General features: G+C 46.3%; 21 protein-coding genes. All 21 read right to left on the bottom strand.

Translation table 11 applies throughout. The features are described 5' to 3' along the window. Window positions 1-15: 15 nt before the first annotated feature. The gene (locus GXO76_03035) at window positions 16-648 is read right to left on the bottom strand and encodes a class I SAM-dependent methyltransferase (protein NOY76827.1); all 633 of its coding nucleotides are present in this window, start codon (window positions 646-648) and stop codon (window positions 16-18) included. A gap of 87 nt (window positions 649-735) precedes the next feature. Then, window positions 736-2,679 (bottom strand): DUF3857 and transglutaminase domain-containing protein, encoded by a 1,944-nt coding sequence (locus GXO76_03030; GenBank protein NOY76826.1) that lies wholly within the window; start codon window positions 2,677-2,679, stop codon window positions 736-738. A gap of 34 nt (window positions 2,680-2,713) precedes the next feature. Then, window positions 2,714-4,669: a DUF3857 and transglutaminase domain-containing protein gene (locus GXO76_03025; GenBank protein ID NOY76825.1), complete on the bottom strand. Its 1,956-nt coding sequence runs from the start codon at window positions 4,667-4,669 to the stop codon at window positions 2,714-2,716. A gap of 185 nt (window positions 4,670-4,854) precedes the next feature. Beyond that, window positions 4,855-6,045, bottom strand: a complete 1,191-nt coding sequence (locus GXO76_03020) for an aminopeptidase P family protein (GenBank protein NOY76824.1) — start codon at window positions 6,043-6,045, stop codon at window positions 4,855-4,857. Window positions 6,046-6,107: 62 nt separating this feature from the next. Continuing rightward, a complete protein-coding gene (locus GXO76_03015) occupies window positions 6,108-6,491 on the bottom strand; it encodes a hypothetical protein (protein NOY76823.1) in 384 nt (127 codons plus the stop codon). 73 nt (window positions 6,492-6,564) lie between these two features. After that, entirely contained in the window at window positions 6,565-7,185 is a 621-nt protein-coding gene (locus GXO76_03010; GenBank protein NOY76822.1) for a hypothetical protein, read from the bottom strand. A gap of 351 nt (window positions 7,186-7,536) precedes the next feature. Further along, window positions 7,537-7,869, bottom strand: a complete 333-nt coding sequence (locus tag GXO76_03005; protein NOY76821.1) for a rubredoxin — start codon at window positions 7,867-7,869, stop codon at window positions 7,537-7,539. 27 nt (window positions 7,870-7,896) lie between these two features. Continuing rightward, window positions 7,897-8,160 (bottom strand): hypothetical protein, encoded by a 264-nt coding sequence (locus GXO76_03000; GenBank protein ID NOY76820.1) that lies wholly within the window; start codon window positions 8,158-8,160, stop codon window positions 7,897-7,899. Window positions 8,161-8,287: 127 nt separating this feature from the next. Next, window positions 8,288-8,875, bottom strand: coding sequence for an AmmeMemoRadiSam system protein A (gene amrA / locus GXO76_02995; GenBank protein ID NOY76819.1), 588 nt, complete (start codon window positions 8,873-8,875; stop codon window positions 8,288-8,290). Window positions 8,876-8,903: 28 nt separating this feature from the next. Next, window positions 8,904-9,713 carry a hypothetical protein gene (locus GXO76_02990; GenBank protein NOY76818.1) on the bottom strand — a complete coding sequence of 270 codons (810 nt, stop codon included), beginning with the start codon at window positions 9,711-9,713 and terminating at the stop codon, window positions 8,904-8,906. Window positions 9,714-9,729: 16 nt separating this feature from the next. After that, on the bottom strand, window positions 9,730-10,569 hold the full coding sequence (amrB, locus tag GXO76_02985) for an AmmeMemoRadiSam system protein B (protein ID NOY76817.1): 840 nt from the start codon (window positions 10,567-10,569) through the stop codon (window positions 9,730-9,732). Window positions 10,570-10,709: 140 nt separating this feature from the next. Next, window positions 10,710-11,270: a flavin reductase family protein gene (locus tag GXO76_02980; GenBank protein NOY76816.1), complete on the bottom strand. Its 561-nt coding sequence runs from the start codon at window positions 11,268-11,270 to the stop codon at window positions 10,710-10,712. Next, a complete protein-coding gene (rlmB, locus tag GXO76_02975; GenBank protein NOY76815.1) occupies window positions 11,267-12,016 on the bottom strand; it encodes a 23S rRNA (guanosine(2251)-2'-O)-methyltransferase RlmB in 750 nt (249 codons plus the stop codon). The genes GXO76_02980 and rlmB overlap by 4 nt, the downstream gene beginning before the upstream one ends. A 140-nt stretch (window positions 12,017-12,156) precedes the next feature. After that, on the bottom strand, window positions 12,157-12,948 hold the full coding sequence (locus GXO76_02970; protein NOY76814.1) for an SDR family oxidoreductase: 792 nt from the start codon (window positions 12,946-12,948) through the stop codon (window positions 12,157-12,159). Further along, a complete protein-coding gene (locus GXO76_02965) occupies window positions 12,932-13,681 on the bottom strand; it encodes a fumarylacetoacetate hydrolase family protein (protein ID NOY76813.1) in 750 nt (249 codons plus the stop codon). The genes GXO76_02970 and GXO76_02965 overlap by 17 nt, the downstream gene beginning before the upstream one ends. Window positions 13,682-14,068: 387 nt before the next feature. After that, window positions 14,069-15,409, bottom strand: coding sequence for an energy transducer TonB (locus GXO76_02960; GenBank protein ID NOY76812.1), 1,341 nt, complete (start codon window positions 15,407-15,409; stop codon window positions 14,069-14,071). 26 nt (window positions 15,410-15,435) lie between these two features. Further along, window positions 15,436-15,939 (bottom strand): biopolymer transporter ExbD, encoded by a 504-nt coding sequence (locus GXO76_02955; GenBank protein NOY76811.1) that lies wholly within the window; start codon window positions 15,937-15,939, stop codon window positions 15,436-15,438. Between the two features lie 2 nt (window positions 15,940-15,941). Then, window positions 15,942-16,406: a biopolymer transporter ExbD gene (locus GXO76_02950; GenBank protein ID NOY76810.1), complete on the bottom strand. Its 465-nt coding sequence runs from the start codon at window positions 16,404-16,406 to the stop codon at window positions 15,942-15,944. A gap of 12 nt (window positions 16,407-16,418) precedes the next feature. Continuing rightward, window positions 16,419-17,051 carry a MotA/TolQ/ExbB proton channel family protein gene (locus GXO76_02945; GenBank protein NOY76809.1) on the bottom strand — a complete coding sequence of 211 codons (633 nt, stop codon included), beginning with the start codon at window positions 17,049-17,051 and terminating at the stop codon, window positions 16,419-16,421. 26 nt (window positions 17,052-17,077) lie between these two features. Beyond that, the gene (locus GXO76_02940; protein NOY76808.1) at window positions 17,078-17,419 is read right to left on the bottom strand and encodes a hypothetical protein; all 342 of its coding nucleotides are present in this window, start codon (window positions 17,417-17,419) and stop codon (window positions 17,078-17,080) included. Beyond that, window positions 17,416-20,277: a tetratricopeptide repeat protein gene (locus tag GXO76_02935; protein NOY76807.1), complete on the bottom strand. Its 2,862-nt coding sequence runs from the start codon at window positions 20,275-20,277 to the stop codon at window positions 17,416-17,418. The genes GXO76_02940 and GXO76_02935 overlap by 4 nt, the downstream gene beginning before the upstream one ends.

Genomic DNA, 20,277 nt, shown 5'->3' with positions numbered 1-20,277 from the left:
CCGAGTAAACTGCGTTCAGCCGCGGGCAGGATGGTTGGTTATTTTCACAATCTGGATGGTTCCGGCGGTGTTGAGAGTGGAATAGGCACTGGTAAGTCCCACTGATTTCAACAAACCCGGTAATCCCCCGTTTTTGTAGAAGGACAGAAATCCCTTAAAATGGGACAGACCGGCTACGAACTCAACCGGAAACGTGGTGTAACCGGAAAGATTTTTCGGCTGCGGAATGGCATAATCCGCCAGAATAACCTCTTTTGCCACACGTACCATTTCCAGAATAACCGCCCCCCGAAGGCCAGCCGGCATTTCGTGGAGTACCATTGAGGTAACGGCTACGTCAAATTCCTTATCCCTGAACTGAGGCAACCGGGAGGCATTTCCCAGCACAAAATCCACCTGATTTAGCCCCAACTGCTCCTTTTGTTGACTGGCAAATTTCAACATTCGGGGCGAAAGCTCCACGCCCACAAGTCGCCGGCATTTATCCGCCAGAGAGAAGACAAGGGCACCCGTGCCGCAGCCAATGTCAATCGTGGAACAATTTTCGGGCAGTTGCCCGGCAATGATTTGTCTGACTTCTTCAAGATTGGGATCAATGTACTTTCGATAGAACCAACCGTCATAATAATGGTTTTTTGTTCGCGTCATTTTTTATCCTGTTTAAATTAAAGTAGGCCAACAAAATCTGTTGGCCTACGCAGTCGCTTTCATTTCTGTCCGGAGTCGTGCTTATTATTATTTCTTTTCCAGCAAAATCAAACGATTTTGAGGCCTGGAAAAATCGTCAAAAGCCTTTTTGAATTCCGGGTAATCACGAATTGGAACCCGCATCTTTTTCAAAATATACGAGTACGTGTAGTGAATTTTTCCCGATTTCATCGTTGAAAAGTGAATGGCCCAGGAGCCGTAACTGTTTTCTATTGAAAAAGGTTCTGGTACGTATGCCACTTTATAGCCCTGTGGAAGGGTGATGTCGCCCTTCAAAACGATTTTCATGGTCGAGCCAATTTCAAAATCAAACTTTCGCTTTTCAAGGCTGGGGAAAAAGGGATTGTGTACGAATCCGTACGGAACGCGGGGAACGCGGAAAATCATCATATTTCCTTCAACAATCCCCAGGTCGGGCGTTTTAACTACCTGCCGAATCACCGCAGGCTCCACCAGATTTTTCAAATTACTCAGACTGTGGGAAATTTCTTTGGACCCTTCTCCCATGGCATTGGCCATCTTCAGAAAATATTGTTGAATTTCTTTGGGAGTTTGATCCTTTAACGATGATCGGGCCCGCATATCAAAATACCCGTTTAATCGGGATGTAATCTCGGTTTTTGCAGAACCCTCTTTGTCAAGCTGGCAATTTAACTGGCTGTCGGAGAGATTGTACTCCGGTGCGAATTTTTTCACTTTCCATAAAAATGATTTTTGTGGAGCCACCACCAGAGAGGTGTTCCCCTGCCCGCCGATAAAATAGGGGTAACGGGTATCGTCAGCAAAGGGATCAAGCCAGAGTGTTTCCCCGTTTTTCCGGGGAACGGCCACATAGATTTGATCGAACTGTTTGGGTGTGGGAACGGATTTAACCAGCGGAAGGGGTTCGGCATTAACAAATGCCGGATAGGCCGTAATACCGGCGGCCTTTAAAAGGGTCACCAGAAGAACGGATTTATCCCGGGAGTCGCCGTAGCGGTTTGCCAACACCGAATCCGCATCGTGCGGTTCATAGCCGGCCAGACCCAGCTGCAAGTACACGTTTCGGATTTTTTGTGCGACAAAAAGAAAAATATTCCGGATTTTTTCATCTTCCGTCTGATTTCCCTTGATCAGGTCCTTCACCTGTTTCCGGATAGAATCCGTAACAACCACATGCTTAAAGAATTTGGTGCCAAGCCATTTCCCAACAGCAGGCCACTGTTTTTCCGAGGAAAAAACCAGCAACGGAATAAAATCCTCGAAGGGTGGCATATTGGGCTCGGTGATGATTTGAGGGGATTTTTCGACGCGCCAGTTGTAAACATACCGATCATCCCCAAAAGTGGTCTGCTCGGGCTTCACATTTTTGTGCAAAAAGGTGAAATTGGCATCCTGGCTTTTGGGAACGATCAGGACAAATTCCTTTCGCAAAATGGGATCGTTCGTTTGAAACCCAACCATTCCCCAATAATGGCGGTCTGTGGAATCCTTGGGGGCTTTTGAAACTTTCCGGAGTTTTAGCTCCATGACCGCGTTGGGGCTGAGAGCCGGAAACGAAATAACCTTTTCCTGAATGTTTGCATAAACGGACGCACTGGTTAGTTCAAGCGGTGTAATGTCGTTAATGGCCTTGGATTCCACGGCAATCACCTTGCCGCCGGGCTTGTAGGTAACGGCGCGAATCACCTGAATGCTGTCGGATTTGGCATTGTATTTTCGCTTCTGATCTCCGTACTTTTGTTTTCCGCGATGTTTCAAAATTTTGATGAGTAAATGCTCATCCAATGTAGAACTTCCGTCCTTGTGAATGGTGAGTATTTTTTGGCTGAGCAAAATAACGGCACTTGCCTGCGGATAATCCACCGAGCTGGGCGCATTTTCGATCAGACTTTTCACCTCCGCTTCAGAATAGCGATGCTGTGCGCTTGCGAATGTACTGATGCACAATCCCAACAGCAGTGCTCCAAATAGTTTATATAGAAATTTCATTTGTGCCTCCTTAACATCATTCTTTCGAAAGGGATTATTTTGCCATGTAAATAATTTCGCCGCGTCCGGTTTTTTGTTTCGCCTGAAGTGCCTTTTTAAGAACAAGATATTCTTTTGGTGAAAGCACCTTCTTCTCAACCAACAGTTTTTTCTTAAAGTGAACTACATTTTTCCCGGATGCATCCTTGGATACGGTGTAACCTACGCCGTAATAAACAGGTTTCTGATCCAGTTTCTCAGGATTCGGCACTGCCTTCACCCAAACACCCTCCGGAAGGGTCATGTCCTCTTCTTCCAGCGAACCAAATGTCGTCCCAATTCGAAGCGGGTAGGTTCGGCTGGGCAAACTGGCCGACCGAAAAATGCTTCTGGATATCAATTCAAATCCACCGGTTGCAACAGGCGACTTTACCAGGACATATTTTCCGGCCTTCATGGCATACCCGTCAATCGTGTAGGAAAGCTTCATTTGAAACGGTTTGTACAAATCATTTACATCTGACATGCTGAAATCAACCAATTTGGCACCCGGGTACACGCCCTGCAACACCTGCTGCCAGATCATTTTTAACTGCATGGGAGGCATACGTTTCGAGAATCCCCGGAACGCCAGATCGTAAATGCCCTTCGTGTCGAAGATAATCTGTCCCGTAAGTGTTCCGTCTTTTGAAAGGGAGGATATCCCGTGAATAATGCCCATATTATCTTCGGGAGGCGAATAGGGAGTGTACTGCAAATCCTCGCCCTTTTTGGTAGCCACCAATACGGCCTGATCGGCTTCCGTGGAGGGCAATAATGTGGGGCAATCTTCAACCGTCGGATCCGCATAAACAAATTTTCCCGAGGAGTCTTGCAATGCGACGATGGCATGATTAAAATTGATATTCGGAATTTCGGCGTCTGTTTGGATGGACGGATTGGTGAGAACAATATCCGCCTTGATTCCCGCCTCGCGGCACATCGCCACCATCAGAGCTGCCACATCCTTGCAAACACCGTAACGCATCTTGTAGGTTTGGGTCACCGGATGGGGCTGAAAACCGGCTTTCTTGCCAATGGACAATCCCATGTAACGAATCTTCTGCGCAACAAAATGATAAATAGCCAGGGCCTTCTGATTCCAGTCCGTCTTTCCGGCGGTTAATTGTTTGACCTCTGCTCGAATGGAATCATTCAAAGCCAGTCTGGGCTCTGTCAGATTAAAATACCAGCGGGAAATATCCTTCCAGGATGTGGTGGTGGATGCCACTAATTTGGTCACCACATCCGGTAAAGCCGGCATGCCGGGTTCCGGGATGATTCGCGGCACATTCTTTACCTTCCACGTGTAGGTGATTTGCCCGTTCTTTTCCACTTTTGAGAAATCGACCTTTCCGCGTTTCACAATGTAGTGAAGAGGCTTCTCCACGGGACCCGTTATTTGAAACACACGCTCCACAATCGGGGACATCCCCTGAAACAGTTCAACCGCATCAAAGTGATTTTCCATGGGCGCCTGATGGGACACATCCGTAACCCGATATTCAATGGCATCTCCCACCTCCAGGCCCTGAAAAGTGACCACCTTCTCCCGCATATCCGGTTCATAAATATTCATGGCTACCGCCGAGCCGCTGGTAATATCCGTAATTTTATCCTCCGGAACCGGGATAACAGAACCATCGGGTTTGATCACGCGAGCCATTTCAATTGAAATTTTATCATATTTTCGGAAGTATGGAAAATGGGCTTCTCCATTTGCCTTCTTTCCCTGATTGGTCAGGATTTTCACCAGCGCATGCTGATAATTGCTGTACAGTCCATTCGCTTTGTAGTGATACGTGGTGGAATCGAAAACAATGATGGAATTTGCATCCGGATAGGTTTTCAAATCCCCTGCCGCTTTTAGTTTTTGAATCACCTCCGGTGCCGCTTTTTGCTGGGTACCAGCGAATGCCATTCCCCACATTAATACACTGATTCCCACAACTAACAGTATTTTTTTTCGCATGAAATCCTCCCGTGTTTAAGCCTATTCTTTTTCGCCACATTGGACCGTGGCCATGGTTTGGTTTTTTAGGCTCCTCTTTGTAACAAGGGTCCCCAAAATAAATTGTGGTGATTGTTCAATCCTACACAGTTTTTTGTGTCATCTCAGCATAATTCTTTATGGTGAAAGCCCCAAAAGCATTTTCCTCACCCAATCAGCCACAACTCCGTCTGCGGATGACTCAAAAACTCGGCGCCATTTTCCCGCACAACAATGATTTCTTCCATGGTCACGACCCCATGGCCCTCTACCGTCAGGCGGGGCTCAAGGGTGTACACCTGTCCCACTTCAATCGGCTGGAAGGGTAACTCGCCGTACCGATCCCATTGGGGGGCCAATAATCCTCCGCCATCGTGCGCCAGCCGGCCCACCTGGTGGCCAAGTGCATGCGGATATTCTTCAAATCCATTTTGCACGATGTGATCCCGTGCCACTTTGTCGATTTCCCAACCGGCCATTCCCGGTTTAATGGCCTTTGCCGCCAACTGAATGGAATCGCGCAACACATCGAATCCCTTTTGTACATTCTCCGGAGCTTTTGTTTCTCCGTCTCTCAAAAAATACCAGGTCCGCTGCATATCGGAACAGTAGTCGTCCTTTTTCACCCCAAAATCCATGTTAATAATGTGTCCCTTTTCTGTTTTCCGATCTGTCGGCCCAAAATGGGCACCGGCCGTTTCGGGACCTGTAAACACCGAGGGACACATGATCGGATCCCAGGCGGGTTCGACCCCGTAGGCATCAAACTCATTTTTAATAAATGCGGCAATCTCTTTTTCGCTCTGTCCGGGATGCAAAAAACCGGTTACTTTATCGTAAATTTCTTCCGTAATCCGAATGGCTTCCTGAATCCGTTTCAATTCCGTGGGAGATTTCCGTCCCCTCAAAGACGACACAACGGATTCCGAAGATACCAGGCGATTGATAAACGGGGTTCCCTGCAAATAATCCTGCAGCAATAAAAACATTCCATGAGTCAAGCCATCTGACATGTAATCATTTTTCGAATAATTTATGGCGATTTTTTGTGGATTTATTTTATTAAGGGTCTTCAATAAATCGTCCCGAATTGAAGCGGTGTAACCGATTATTTCCCTGTAGGTGCCCGTGCCTTCGATATTCGCCGCATCCAAACTCCCGACAATGGCAATTGTATCACCGGCAGCCGTAATAAAAAATGCCGATTGCCAGGTACAGCCTGTCCCTAAAACCATTTCCAGTGTTGGGTCGGCCATGGCAGCCGATTCCCGCACGAAAACAAGCCACGCGTCAATTCCTTTCTCCTTCAAAATCTCAGAGGCTTGTTGAATCTTCTCATGAACAATTGGATCGGGCATTGGCAAACTCCTTTCGCTAATTCTATTCTTGCAAAATGTAATATTCGGAAAAAATCCAAATCCTATTGAAACACCGATAGTCCCAATAAATATCGTAAAAACAATCCAATAACAAGGGCCAGTGAAAAGCTGAGCATGGTTCCCAAAAGAACGTACTCAATAAATTTTTCCTCTTTACCCAAACGCAAAATACTCTTCGCCGCAAGCACAAACCCGATTCCGGCATAGCTCCCTACCAGCACCAAGGTTAAAATGAAAAAACGCTCCACCCAACCAATATAGCGGCTAACCCCTTTCAGGCGAATTTCAGACATTTTCCGAAACACATTATCCACCTCTCGCCGCAACAGAGCTTTAAGAACAATCAGAATGAAAAAATCCACACCGAACAGTGCAACAAGATACCCTGCTGTTACAAAACCAATTTTTTCATAAAATGTAATCATTGTCTCAGCATTATTACTTATAATTTAAAAACTATAAGCTATTTAACTTATAGTATGCTTATTATAAGTATTATTACTTATAATTCTTCAGGTAATATAGTAAATCTTCTTCCGCTTCAAGATAACCATCGGCCTGAATGGCGGTTAACGTCTGATGAATGTCCGATTGGGAAACACCGATCGCTTCCGCGGTTTTGATCGTATTTCTGAACTTTCTGTACACAGAAAATTTTTTGAATTGTTTTTCCGTCCAGCTTTCTCGCTGAATTTGGAGAAGAAATGTAATCGCATTTAGAAGGACATCTTCATGGGTACGAGAAGTTGCAAACCGGATTCTCCGATTTTTTCGCCGTGCCTCTTCAAGGGCATTTCGCGACCGATGAAAGGCTTCCCCGTCCATTTCAGACGAGCGTTGGCGCCACGCTGTTTCAATCTTTCCTTCTCCAATGCCGATAGCCAACCGGACAGGATGAAACGTTTCAATAAAATAAACCGCAATTTCATATGCCGCAGACAACGTTTGAACAATCCCTTGCCACTCATCACCCAGTGTAATTGTAAAGGGAACGCCAATCGAGGATGCAAAGGTTTGGTTAACGGTTTGAAGAGATGCCTCTATTTGATCTTGAAGCTCTTGGCGGTTGGCCACCAGGCGTGACTGATGAATATCGGCCGTAAGAACACAATAAGACATAGAGAAGACCTGATTTTTGGTTTGACTTATCCAAGAACGACCGTACCCCTAAAGGGTGCGGTTATTTATTACAGTGTAATCGCAGGCTTTGCCCCAGCGGCAATGTCGCCATAATGCCTGGAATCCAAGAACGTATCGGCTTTTATTTCGACACTAAATACAATACGAAAATAATGGATATTAGTTTCGGAATTCTTTGGATGTAAGATCCTAAAAACCCTAAGAATATACTAAATACTGTGAATAGATTCAACTTAGAATGCGGATATTATGAAGATAACAAAACAGGGTGAAACTTATGAAAAAAAATCCTCCTCCGAGTATCTCAGAGGAGGACATGTGAATCGGATTTTAGCCCCATTTCCCTTTGTTGATGTGGGTTTGAATCTCGGCCAGAATCATTTGCCGCAATTCGGTTGCGTGCTTTTTGGCCTTCTGAAAAATATCCAGGCACCCCGGATCAAGGTTATCTTCAATTCCTTCTTCAGCCACATCCAGAGCATTTCCAAGAATTGAAAATAATTCCTGGTGGAGCGAATTCGTGTATCGAGCGCGCTCCACCAAATCCGTTCGACTTTTCTCCAGCTTTTCAAATTTTTCCCGGGGAGCACCACATTTGGGACACACTTCAGGAGCTTCCTCATCTGCAATATAACCGCAAACTGAACATTGCCACAGTTCCATGTTATTACCTCCCTATTTCAATTTTATTCATTGATGCGAATTATCGCTTTCCTTTTTCCATTTTGCGAGTACAAACTCGTGAGCCGCAATTGTCGCAGACAGTTCCAGTTCGAAAACCCTACCGCGGCCAAACTGATCATTTCCTTCCACTTCATATTCGGTCCGCAAGAGGCGTTCCAGATCCTTTATCGAAAACGACGGATCGATTTTCCGGCGCTCTTCGATCATCTTAACAGCCGCTTCAAATATTTTTTGGTATTCCTTTTCCTCCAGCGAATTTAGTACTATCACCTGAATCTCCTTTTATCGAGTGTTTTTATCCTCCTTGCTTTTGAGGATCTATCGGAAACCCGTATTTCCAAACCCAATCGGATGAGAAAACCTTTCGTCTCATTCTCCGGCCGGGGGATGGGACAATCTACTGTTTCTCATTGAAATCCTTCTCACTGAAGATATCCGCTGAAAAAATCAGGATTTCTGTTTCCGGTTCCTTCCAGCAATTTCCGGGCAACCCGGCCTTATGACAGGTTTGGGTCAAAAACGTTTCCCGATCCCAGCCGTAATCCGTTGCAACCTGCGGCAGGAGCAATCCCTGATAAAACCCCTGGCGCACCAAGAGTCCGTGCCGCCCTACCTGAATTTCGTCAATCGACTCAATGGGGCGAAGCGGCGTGAGCACCGAAATCTCAATTTCCAGGTTCGGGACTTCATCAGCCGTTACGGGTGGAAAGCGGGGATCACGGAACGCGGCCGATTCAGCCATTTCAGCAATGGTCAAATAAAGCGGTTTTATGGCTTCAATGTAGCCGATGCAGCCCCGAAGCTGACCCATTTCATTTAACGTCACAAAGGCACCGCGTTTCTCATGCAATCTCTCAGTGGGGGGCTCCGGGATAGTAACATTTATCCCCTTCACCTTTTTCGAAATAACGTCCCGCGCTAATCGGAGCAAATAGAGTTTTTCTTCATCCGTTAATCCGAGATCGACACCCGCTTTTTTTGACATTTCATCACCTCCTTTTTATGGAATCACCTTAAATTCCATAAATCATCGATACGCGAATGGTGTATCCGCTTTTCCCGGGTGGAAGATATCGAGGCGCCTCGCTAATGGGAGTACTTTTTGTCAGATAAAAAATCGGTCCGGCACCCAGGCGCATTTGCATCTTGCTGGAAAAGTGCATCTGCACGGTCGGACCGACCATCAGTTTTGCACCTCCCTCTGCTTCATCCGGTTCAAAAAAGCCTTCCAGATCCTCTCCGACAGCGTCAATCCCTCCCCAGAGCCAGGGGAATATCCGGTAGCCAACGGCGGCCGTTGTAATCACGTCCATTGGATCGCGATTCTTGGCGAAGGGTTTTTCAAAAACAGCATTTCCCCGAAGATTGAACCGTCCAAAATCGCGGCCCAGTGCCAGCCGGGCCATGAGGACATTTGTCCCAAGATATTCCCGTAAAAAGCCCACACTGGCGGCCAGGTTCACAAAGTGATCCTTCTGTGAAAGAATTTTCTGCATGAGTTCCAACTGCACCGATCCGGCATGAACGGCAGAATTTCGATCAATCAAAGCACCGGCCACTCCAAGCAGGCTTAAATTGGAGGTGATTCCATAAACAACTCCGGCCCGTTGTTCCACACCGTCCTCACCAAACGGACGAATAGCCCGAACCCCGTAATTGGTGTCATAATTCAAATAAAGTTTGCCTGATTTCCCCTGATCGGGCGATACCGTGTAAAACGACAATCCCACTGATTGCGCCTGTGCCCCGACTGAAAACAGCGCCAAAAGCACGGGCGTTATCACAAGACGAAGTACTTTTTCACCGAACGCTTTCTTTTTCATATCATCTTTATCCTTATTAGACGCGATACATGACCGCCGACAGATATCCGACAACGGCACTGTCATCTCCGGTTACATGGCCCGAGTGACGGTACAGCAGGACCTCGCTTTTGTTTGCACTCATTTTTTTTGTTGCCACCATAGCCGAAACAATCGGACCCGCACCGCAGGCTTCCGCACGTCTCATTTCGATGTCATCCCACAGACTTTCGTAATCGAAATTGGAGACGTGACGAATGACCCGGGCATCCATTTTTTCGGCAACGGCTGCCGGATAATAATGGGATAAATCAGAGCTGGCAACCACAAGAGCCTTCTCGTGGCGGAGAATTCTGGCAATGGCTTCCCCCACTTCCACCGCGTCATCGTAGTTTTGATCTCCCATCACCAAAGGGATCAGCCGGAACTCCCCTAAAATCCGCTGAAGAAACGGCAATTGAACCTCCAGCGCGTGTTCTTCCCGATGCCCTGTCCAGGAATCAAACAGCAGTTCGGATTGTTCGGTTAGACGCCGGCATAAATCCTCCGCAACGGGGATAAGACCCAGGGGTGTTTCGTATGCCTCGCCGCAAAAGGCAGATACCCCCTTGAAATACTCCCGGTGACTGGGAGAAATGACCAGAACCACATCGTAATCCCGCCCCAGCAGCTGTTTGTATCCCGCAGCGGCTACCTGCCCGGAATACATGTACCCGGCATGGGGTGAAATGATACCGTAAATATCCCCCTCAATTTCACGCTCTTCAAGGTTTTCAAGAAAAAAATCAATCTGTTCCTTTAGAACGGTAGGGTTGTCCGGATAAAATGTCCCTGCCACAGCAGGTTTCCGAATCCGCCTTCCTTCCATTGCTGACATCGGGTTTTCACTCCTTTCTTCAAAAGAGTTTTTTATTTTTATGTCTGCTCCCAAAAGCCTCCTCCCCCGAATTTCACAAAATGAACCCCCATGAAGTTCAATTCATACCGGCTGGGCCGTGCGCAGCTTTTGGAGTGACCTCACTTCCTGGGAATCAAAATTTTGCTTTTGGGATCTGCCGTAAAATAGGTGTCGGCCCCCATGTACATCGCCGGACGAATGGTATCCAGTTTAAGCAGCCCGCCTTCATCGTAGACGTCTTCTTCATAGTGAATGCCCAGGATTTTTCCAACAAACCAATCATGATCTCCGTAAGCCTCGACCCGTTCCAAAATGCACTCCAACGAACAATAGGCTTCTTTTACGATGGGCGACTTCACCAGTTGAGAGTCTTCTTTTGTGAGTCCGAATTTTTCATATTTGTCAATTTCCCGCCCCGACACACTGCCACACTCCGCAATTTTGTGACTATAGGCATAATCAAAAAAATTGGCTGTGAATTCTCCGGCTAATTTTACTAATTCATGTGTAAAGCGTTTCGGAGAAATTGAAACGCCAAACAGAGGAGGATCAAACGAAAGGGGAGAATTCCAAACAGCCGGCATCAGATTGTCCTTATTTTTGTACCGCACGGAAATTACCGTTACGGACATGGGAAAAAAGCGATAAAAACGACCCGGGGTTGTCGTAAACGTTTTCATTTGATCGACCCTTTTATTACACGTTGTTTAAAGACTTCGTAACACACAATTCCTGCAGCGACAGATGCATTTAATGAGGGGGTTTTCCCCCGAAGAGGAATTTGAACCCGCTCGTCGCATTTCTCTCGAACAAGGCGGCGCATTCCCTTTCCTTCATTGCCGATCACAATGGCGACCGAATTCGTAAGAGCGGCCTGCCACACGGGCATTTCGCCCTTTTCGTCTGTTCCGATGACCCGGATCCCGTTGGCCTGAAGCATCTCAATCGCCCGGTTCAGATTTTTCACCCGCGCGATCGGCAAAATCTCAAGCGCACCGGCGGCTGCCTTTGAGGCCGTCCCCGACAGCGGAGCCGACCGGCGCTGAGGTACAATCAATCCGTGAGCCCCGAAGGCTTCGGCTGAACGGGCAATGGCACCCAGATTGTGGGGATCTTCAATTTGATCCAGAATCAGCAAGAATAAGGGGGCTGACTCCGATTGCAATTTATCCAGTAAATCTTCCAGAGAATACCAGCGTACCTCCGCCACCCAGGCCAAAATTCCCTGGCTGGCCTTGGATTCAGCCTTTTTTTTAATCACATCCGGAGCAACATATTGAACCGGAATCTCCTTTTTCCGGGCCCGCGAAATGAGTTGTCCCACCCGGGGACCCCGGGCCGATTTTGAAACCATGATCTTTTCGATTGGCTCTTCGGCATCGATGGCCATTTGAATCGGATGAATTCCGTAAAGTATCCGGCTCACGGACTGATGACTCCTTTAGGAGGTTAGATTTCCGGAAAAATTCCGGAGGGCAAAAACGGCCCATTTCAGATACAAGACCCTCTGCCCGGGCTGTCCCGGTTGTTCCCCCCTGAGTTTGAGGAGACAACCACCTGTGCTTCTTATAACGATGATTTTACAAAACCCCCGTCCACTTGCAGGGTGACACCTGTGATGTACCCCGCGCGCTCCGAAGCCAAAAAGGCAAAAATATCGCCAATCTCTTCTGGCTTACCTAACCGGCCCATGGGAATCTGCTTTGTGATCTCCCGGGTTACGTCTTCAAGCGACCGCTTTTCCTGCTGTGCTTTTGCCTCAAATAATTGGCGGACCCGATCCGTCAGAACATATCCGGGGGCCACATTGTTGATTGTAATATTGTTTTTGGCGTATTGATTCGCAAGTGTACGAGCCAGTCCAACAATACCCAGCCGCGCCGTGTTGGATAAAATCAGATTATCAATGGGCTGTTTTACCGAAACAGAGGTCAAATTAAGAATTCGCCCCCAATTCTGTTTGACCATGTGGGGCAGTACCAGGCGAATCAACCGGATAGCGCTCATCAGGCTTACCTGCAAATACGCTTCCCACTGCTCATCGGAAATTTCCATAAAAAACAGAGGCGGCGGCCCTCCGGCATTGGTTACCAAAATATCGACCCTCGAAAAGGTCTCCAGTGTCTTTTCTACAACGACGGAAACCTCTTCTTTCTTCGAAAGATCGGCCTGAACAGCCAGAATGTCTTGCCCTGTTTTTTTCTGGATTTCGTCCTGGGTCTTCAACAAAGCGTCTTCTCCCCGGGCACAAATCGTTACCGAGGCCCCTTCTTCGGCCAGCCGCAAGGCAATGGCCTTTCCCAATCCCTTACTGGATCCCCCGACAATGGCGACTTTGTTCTCAAGCTCCAGATTCATGCGGTCTCCCTATTTGATCACGTGAAGCAACAAAATTCCTGAGGATGCCAATCTTTTCGATTTCCGCCTCTACAATATCACCCGGGTGAAGCTCACTGATACCTTCAGGCGTTCCTGTGGAGATCAGATCGCCGGGTTCCAGCGTAATCCACTGCGAAATGTACTCGATGAGCGTGGGAATATCAAAAATCATATTTCTTGTATTTGAGTGCTGCCGAATCTCTCCATTCACACGGAGGGTCAAATCCAGTTCAATTGGACGGCCAATTTCCTTTGAAGTAACCAGACAGGGCCCCATGGGGCCAAATGTGTCAAAATTTTTTGAGCGGTACCAGGGTTTTCGCGCGTCAATATCCTGTTTCTGCATGGCACGCGCCGTCACGTCATTCAAAATAGTAAATCCGGCAATAAACTCAAAAGCGGCGGCCCTGGATACCTGTGCGGCCCTTTTGCCGATTACAACGGCCAATTCAATTTCGTGATCGACACGCCCCACGTCTTTCGGCAGCAGGATTTTTTCCTCCTGCCCGATAACCGTGGATTTTGTTTTTACAAAAAGAATCGGCTCCGTGGGCACTTCACTTCCGCTCTCTTTGGCGTGGGCCGCGTAGTTCCGTCCGAGACAAATGATTTTTCCGGTTTGAGGAACCGGGGGAAGAATTTTATAGGTATCTGTTATGATAAACGGATTCCACAAATCATGAGATTCCAGATAGTCAAAAATCCGGAGCATAAAATCTTCATCCAAAAGTCCGGCCTGAATCAGATCGAAGGGAGAATCGAGGCGGTACATTAACCGGTTGTGTTTCATGAAAAAATAGGTTTGAAGAGCGGCGGAAAAATCCACCATACCTTTTTCCAGTTCAACGCCGATTGTGTGCTTCTGATCCCGCAAAAGATAAAATAGCCGCATATCGTTTCTCCGTGAGGTACAGGTTCAACGCAAGAATTTTACTATTTTAAATTAGCAAACTCGCCGTAATTTTGCAAGGGAAATTTGTTTGGGTGTGTGAAAGATAACATATTATTTTTGAATTAAGTTAATTACGCCAGGAATTTATTTTGGAGGATGGGTGCCGTTCTGGCGGGAAAAAGGTGCGGGAATGGTGACTGCCAGACCTCAGCGGTCACTTCGGGAAAAAACAAAGGGATTTTCGACCGTTACAACACCTTCAGGAATGGGCTTAAATTTGATGTGCCGGACCACTTGCAGCAATTCATTTTCAAAAGCCGGACTGTTCATTGAGGATGAAACAATTCGGGCATCCAACACTTCGCCGGATGCGGCAATTTTGATCTCAATCACAATCTTTCCCCCAAGATCAGGATTGGTTTTCAGATACTTGTTGTAGACGTAGGTAATGCGCCCCATATACGAAACAATCACGTCCCGTATGGACTGCTGACTTCTGTGCCCGACTGCCTCCGTGTCTCCGGAGAGGGCGCTCATTTCCTCCAGATTAACGCCACCCTTTTCCTTCAGATTGAAGCTTTCCTGCACCTGATCGTTTGTAATCAAATTATCCACAGATGGGGTATCGGATGACAAAATATCGCTCAGATCCCCCCCATTGTCCTCCAACGAGGGCAATTCGACCTGCAAATCTTTTCCCGACTGCAGCTCGTTGTCCAATTCCCGTACCAGGCCCTTATCAATGAGCGCATCAACAACGGTTCCTCCCTTACCGGATTTTCCTTTACCTGCAATCAGGCCCAGCAGTCCCTTTTTCACAACGGCCTTTTTTGCCGCCTCAAATGCAGCCTGCTTCTTGGCCTCCGGTGAAGAGGATTTTGAGGATTTTGTTTTTTTTGACGGCGTTTCTTTTGAACTGGCAACCCCTATTTTGCTTTTCGGCCGAATCGCTTTAGGCTTTTTGGGAGCAATAATAAATCGGGCCACGCGCCGTGTAACCCTTTCAAGACTAAATTTTTTCTCAACAATGGGTTTGGCATGGTAAACCTTTACCGACCAGAAGGTTCCCAAAACAATGAAAAGCAAGACAATAATTTTGTAGGGAAGATCATTCGTTATCCCATGCAAATAGCGCCTGGAAAAATTCCAGTAGTGGACCGAATCATCCACTTCATTTGCGGCGCTGTTAAAATCAAATTCAAAACGCGTGGGGCCAACTTTAACCCAACCCCTCTTATCAAACTTAATGGGGATTTCGTAGATGTTTCTTTTTTGAGGAAGAAGATCGTGGTCAATCAGGTCCTGGATGTTTAATGACGAATGATCGTTGGAGATTTGCCCGTCCATGAAAGCATCCACATTCAAGACAAAATGATCCCCCTTTCCCTCAAAAAGAGCAAGTCTTTTGGGAACGTGGTCGCCGTAGATGGTCAGATCGTTTGAGGTATCGTGTCCGACGCGGTACTTTTTATTCGATCTCAAATAAAATTCGCGTGGGCCATCCTGGTCTTCAACCTTTATGTGTAGAACACCTGATTTATGCTTCATCCGTTCGGTAAATTTCTTCTGCCTTTTTATTCTTTTTTAATAACAGCCAGCTGCATATTATTGTAACCCACCTGGCCACACGTATACATCACTTTCTTCAACAATTGAAAAGGAAGGTCTTTATCTCCCTGGATCGTAATCTCCCCCCGGAATTTCATCTTGGAGTCGTAAGAAGCCAGCCGCTCGGAGATTAAGCGTTTTGCCCGTAATTCCAGAAAAAGATTCTTAATGAGCAAATTATCCGACTTGAGCACATCGCTCACACGGGCCATCTTTTTCCCGTCAAGCAAAACCCACTGCCGGGTAAGGCCTACCACAGACGCTGTTTCAGGAATCTTCTGGGCCGTGGACGATGGCAGCCGCAGATCATTTGCCATGACCGGCACCTGATTTTCGGTGGTGTAATTTTTCAGCAAAAAAACAAGCAAGATTGTGAACATGTCAATCATGGACGTCAAGCGAAGCGTAAAAATTCCGTTTTTTCTCCGCTTTCGACTGAGAATACTTTTTTTGGAAAAGGCCTGATTCATTGTTACCCTGAAATCGAAAAGTTCGGAAAACCTGTTTCACGACATGTATCCATTACCTTTACGATGGTGTCGTATTTGATTGTTGCGTCCGGCGAAATGATCACATCTTCCAGTTTTGGGTATTTCTTTTTCACCCAGTTTAGCCGATTTTTAAGTCCTGCGTAGTCGAATTTGCCGTTTATTTTTTTCACAAACGGCAGTTTTTTTTCAGATGTCTTAACCTGAAAGCCCTTTTTGTCAATAGACACCACCAGAACCGTCAGCTCTTTTAGGTCATTAGCATTAATGGTGTTGGCTGAGGATTGTTCGGCTGAGGGCAGTGAAAAATCGATAATGGCAATTTTAACAAAGGAGGCCGTTAGCAGCAAAAACGGGATCAAAATCACAAACACATTCATGATCGGTGTAATATTGACATCGGCATCTTCCGACCGGCGTTCTTTGCCAATTGTTCGTCTGAGATTCATAACAAAATCACCCTACTTGCCGTTTCGAGTCCGCCGCGCCAACGCCTGAAAAATAATTCCAACATTTTCATTGATTTCATCAATTACTTCGTTTGTTTTTTCCAACAAAATCGAGTAAAAGAACATGATGGGGATGGCGACAATCAAACCAAAAGCCGTCGTGTTGAGTGCCAGTGCAATACCGCCTGTTAACAGGGCCGCTTTCTGGGAAGCATCTGCATGCGCAACGGCCTGAAACGATTCAATCAATCCCCAAATTGTTCCCAAAAGGCCTAACAGTGTAGCCACATTGGCCGCCATCGACAAATAGCCTGTGCGTTTTTCCAGTTTTGGAAAAACGGTCAGGGCACGCAATTCTATGGCATTCTGGATATCTTCCTGGGCCGAATCGGCCTCCTCCAAACCGGCTCTCACAATCCGTGGCAGAGCCGCTTTTGAGCGATCGCAGAGCGAGAGGGCCTTATCAATTTTATTTTCACGAATAAGATGCACAATCTGGTTGGTAAATCCTTTGCTGTCGATCCGGTTCACAAAATAGATCACAATAAACCGTTCCACAATAATGGCAATTCCCCAGAGGCCAATTGCCAGGATAATGTACATGAATGTACCGCCGTTTTTGAAGAAAGCAATAACTGCGTCCAAAATTTATCCTCCTATTCTTACAGAACCTACCACGGGATGAGCATTTCCTGTTTTTTATTGTATTTTCTTTCGAATGTATCTTTGTCGAGTGGTTTCATTATCTCATCGATGAACGATCGGTCAATCACGATATCGTCCACTTTGGGATCCGTTCCGGGAATAATATAGACCATCTGGGGTTTGGCAATCCACCCCTTAATTTCAATTTTATCCAGGAAGAGTTTTTTTGCTTCCTGCGAAATTCCCGCTGTTTTGCTCTTGGTTGTTTTCCCCTGTTTTTGTTTGGTCTTTTGCTGGGCCATCGAAACAGCCGACATCAAAACGAGTAAGAGAACAGCAATGCCCACACGTCGGATTATCTTTTTCATTCGGCCTTCACTCCCTTTTGCGTTAAACTGGCAAAGCGGTTCTGGCTTTTTTTGATCCAAATATTATCAATATGATTCTTTTTGGCTTGTTTCAAATTGGCCTGAAAATATTTTGCCGCTTTTTTAAGAAGCGGAGCCGCCGCCTCGTTCAGTTTTAACTGGTACGCTGCCACTTCCTCCGTGGAAAGGTTTGCCGGAAGGGGAGAATTGATCATGGCATTGGCAAATTCTTCCCACGCACGCCCAATTTCATAGTAAGAAGCTGTAACCCATTCCGCCACCCGAAAATCAATGGTTCGTTTGTAATCCTGCAGGCAGATTTTCAGATATTTCTTCTTGGCTCCCAAGCTTTTGGCAAAATCGGACGTAATTTCAATGGCTGCATATTGCTGAAAATGGATTTCGCCAATCAGAAACGAGGCATTGGCTACATAATACGGGTTAATATTCTCGGTCTTGTGATCGTTGTACACCGTGAGGGCTTTATTCAAAAACGTCAAAGCCATCTTCGGCTGGGACAGGTCATAATACCCCTCTCCCATCCTTAAAAGGGCCTCTACATAGTGGTTGTAATTATCAAAGATGGTAATATATTTTGAAAAAAGATCAATGGCCTTGTTCCAGTTTTTCTGTTTGTAGTAGCAATTCGCCGCGAAATACAGGGCCTTTGCTTTCAGGGGCGAATTGACTTCGACCAATTTCAGATAATCGGAGGCGGCTTTATCCCACTGCTTCATTTTTTCCCGATAAGCTGCTGCCGTGACGGCTACTTTATCCAATAATCTGGAATCGGGATATTTTTCAAGAAATTTTTCGTAGATTTGTGCGGCACTCACCGTGTCTCCAATAGCCTCGAATTGTTTCCCCGCCTGGACAAGGGCCATTTCGGCAATTGTGGAGTTTGGATATTTGAGCGCTGCGGTAGCGTATTCTTTAGCTGCCTGCATGGGCTTACCCGATTCCCGCAATTTCTCCGCCAATTTGTAATGCGAGGAAGCCACCATGCCCTTTGCTTTGGCCACCAGTTTCGAGGAATCGGGAAGAGCGGTCAAAACCGATTGGTACCATTTTTCGGCACGGCTGTAATCTTCCTCTTTAAAATAGGACTGCGCCACCAGCATCATGGTTGTGCCGTAGTAGTCGCTCTCCGGATAATTATTGATAATGGTTAAGTAGGCCGCCCGGGCAAGGTCATAGCGCTGAATTTTGCTGAGTTCATCGGCCAGTTTCAGCAAGACTTCAACCGTTCGCGGGCCGTCCTTCACCAGATGAGGGAATTCCAGAGATGCCAAAATGAATTGTTTCATCGGAAGATTCTTCACCTCAATGCGCACGGTATCCTTTTTGGTCAAAAACCCGGGAACCTCAAAAACAACCGGGTTACCATCCGAGTAATTTTCAGCCGCCTTAAGATAACTCAGAATGGTATTATAGGCGGCATCTTCCAGATACTCGGTATTGGAGGTATCGTGGGCAATCTGGCTGTAATTTTCTGCGGCACTTTCGTAATCGCCAATCTGGTATTCACATTCGGCCATAAAATATAAAACCTTGTACGCACCCGGGTCGTCCTTAAAATCTTCCAGAAAACGATTGTACCATTCAATCGCTTTGCGATATTCCTCTTTATCCCCGCCGGCTTCTCTGGCTTGAAGTTGATGAAAAATACCCACATTATAAAGGGCATCCCGTACCACCTGACGGGCATGATTTCGAACGGAATCATTTTTCGTTTCCTGGTACCACTTGCTTTCCAGGCCATAATTTTTTACGAGATTTTCCTGCTCCTCATTGGCCTTTTGGGGATCCCAAAGCTGCTTGTAACAGGCCACAATATTCAATTGAATATCAGGCGCATACGGAACATCCGGAAAGGTCTTTAGGAGAATGCGATACGTTGCAATAGCCTGTTCCAACCGGTCCTGCTTTTTATAAATATTTCCCAATCGCTTCAGGATCTCATCGTCATATCGATTGTCCCCCAGAGAGAGAAGAAAATTTTTGGCCTTTTCCGGCCCCCCGAATTCACTGAAACTGATGGCAATATACTGCAACGCTTCATCAATCAAATCGGCCGATGAGCGATCCAAATATTGTGATTGCAATCGCTGTTGCGTTTCAATGTCCTTTAACAAATACATAAAATTACTAATGGCTTCAGGATACTTGTTCAGTTTGTAATAGGTCCACCCCAATTTATACAGGGACATGTCGAAAAAGGTATTATTCCACATGTTTTTTTTGACTAATTTTGAGTAGTACCGAATGGCATTTTCATATTTTCCGTCATCAAAATAGTGTTCGGCCAAACGGAAATAGGATTCGGCAACCAGAGGACTGTTGGGGGTTTGTGAAACCAGTTTATCGAAATACTCCTGACTCTTAACCAGATTATTCTCTTCCTGATAGCAAAGCGCCATCCGATAGAGAATCTTGTCAATAAAACTGATATAAGGATACTGGTTTTCCAGTTCCTGCAAATAATGAAGGGCGTCATTAAAATTGATCCGTGGTATGGTAGGTTCGATGGCCGTTTTCCCCGCGTCAAAATCCTTTAACTGCTTTTCGTATTCCGACATCTTTCGGCCAAAATCTAACCGTGATTTTTTAATATAAAGTTCTGAAAGCTGGAAAAGAATGTTGGGGGTAAATTCGCTATTGGGGTATTTGAGAAGCAGCTCCTCATTTTTCTTGATAGCCTTTTCCAATTCTGTAAGGCTCAAATCATTAACGGATAAATGCATTCTCTGGATGGCCTGGTCTACAGACTGCAGCTTGTTTTTCTCTTGAGCATTCCCCCTGGATAGTAAAAACAGGCTAAGAAATAGGCCAATGATCAGATATGAAATCCGTTTCAT

The organism is Calditrichota bacterium, assembly GCA_013151735.1.
In the GTDB taxonomy this organism is placed as follows: Bacteria; Zhuqueibacterota; JdFR-76; order JdFR-76; family BMS3Abin05; genus BMS3Abin05.
This window is presented reverse-complemented; position numbering and strand designations above follow the sequence as displayed.

Coding starts and splice junctions, on each gene's coding strand:
- GXO76_02990 (NOY76818.1), bottom strand. CDS start 9,713: ATGAAAAAGAAAGCGTTCGGTGAAAAAGTACTTCGTCTTGTGATAACG.
- GXO76_03030 (NOY76826.1), bottom strand. CDS start 2,679: ATGAAATTTCTATATAAACTATTTGGAGCACTGCTGTTGGGATTGTGC.
- GXO76_02970 (NOY76814.1), bottom strand. CDS start 12,948: ATGAATCTGGAGCTTGAGAACAAAGTCGCCATTGTCGGGGGATCCAGT.
- GXO76_02955 (NOY76811.1), bottom strand. CDS start 15,939: ATGAATCAGGCCTTTTCCAAAAAAAGTATTCTCAGTCGAAAGCGGAGA.
- amrA (NOY76819.1), bottom strand. CDS start 8,875: ATGTCAAAAAAAGCGGGTGTCGATCTCGGATTAACGGATGAAGAAAAA.
- GXO76_02980 (NOY76816.1), bottom strand. CDS start 11,270: ATGAAAACGTTTACGACAACCCCGGGTCGTTTTTATCGCTTTTTTCCC.
- GXO76_02950 (NOY76810.1), bottom strand. CDS start 16,406: ATGAATCTCAGACGAACAATTGGCAAAGAACGCCGGTCGGAAGATGCC.
- GXO76_03035 (NOY76827.1), bottom strand. CDS start 648: ATGACGCGAACAAAAAACCATTATTATGACGGTTGGTTCTATCGAAAG.
- amrB (NOY76817.1), bottom strand. CDS start 10,569: ATGTCAGCAATGGAAGGAAGGCGGATTCGGAAACCTGCTGTGGCAGGG.
- GXO76_03005 (NOY76821.1), bottom strand. CDS start 7,869: ATGGAACTGTGGCAATGTTCAGTTTGCGGTTATATTGCAGATGAGGAA.
- GXO76_02960 (NOY76812.1), bottom strand. CDS start 15,409: ATGAAGCATAAATCAGGTGTTCTACACATAAAGGTTGAAGACCAGGAT.
- GXO76_02935 (NOY76807.1), bottom strand. CDS start 20,277: ATGAAACGGATTTCATATCTGATCATTGGCCTATTTCTTAGCCTGTTT.
- GXO76_03020 (NOY76824.1), bottom strand. CDS start 6,045: ATGCCCGATCCAATTGTTCATGAGAAGATTCAACAAGCCTCTGAGATT.
- GXO76_02965 (NOY76813.1), bottom strand. CDS start 13,681: ATGCTCCGGATTTTTGACTATCTGGAATCTCATGATTTGTGGAATCCG.
- GXO76_03015 (NOY76823.1), bottom strand. CDS start 6,491: ATGATTACATTTTATGAAAAAATTGGTTTTGTAACAGCAGGGTATCTT.
- GXO76_03025 (NOY76825.1), bottom strand. CDS start 4,669: ATGCGAAAAAAAATACTGTTAGTTGTGGGAATCAGTGTATTAATGTGG.
- GXO76_02940 (NOY76808.1), bottom strand. CDS start 17,419: ATGAAAAAGATAATCCGACGTGTGGGCATTGCTGTTCTCTTACTCGTT.
- GXO76_03010 (NOY76822.1), bottom strand. CDS start 7,185: ATGTCTTATTGTGTTCTTACGGCCGATATTCATCAGTCACGCCTGGTG.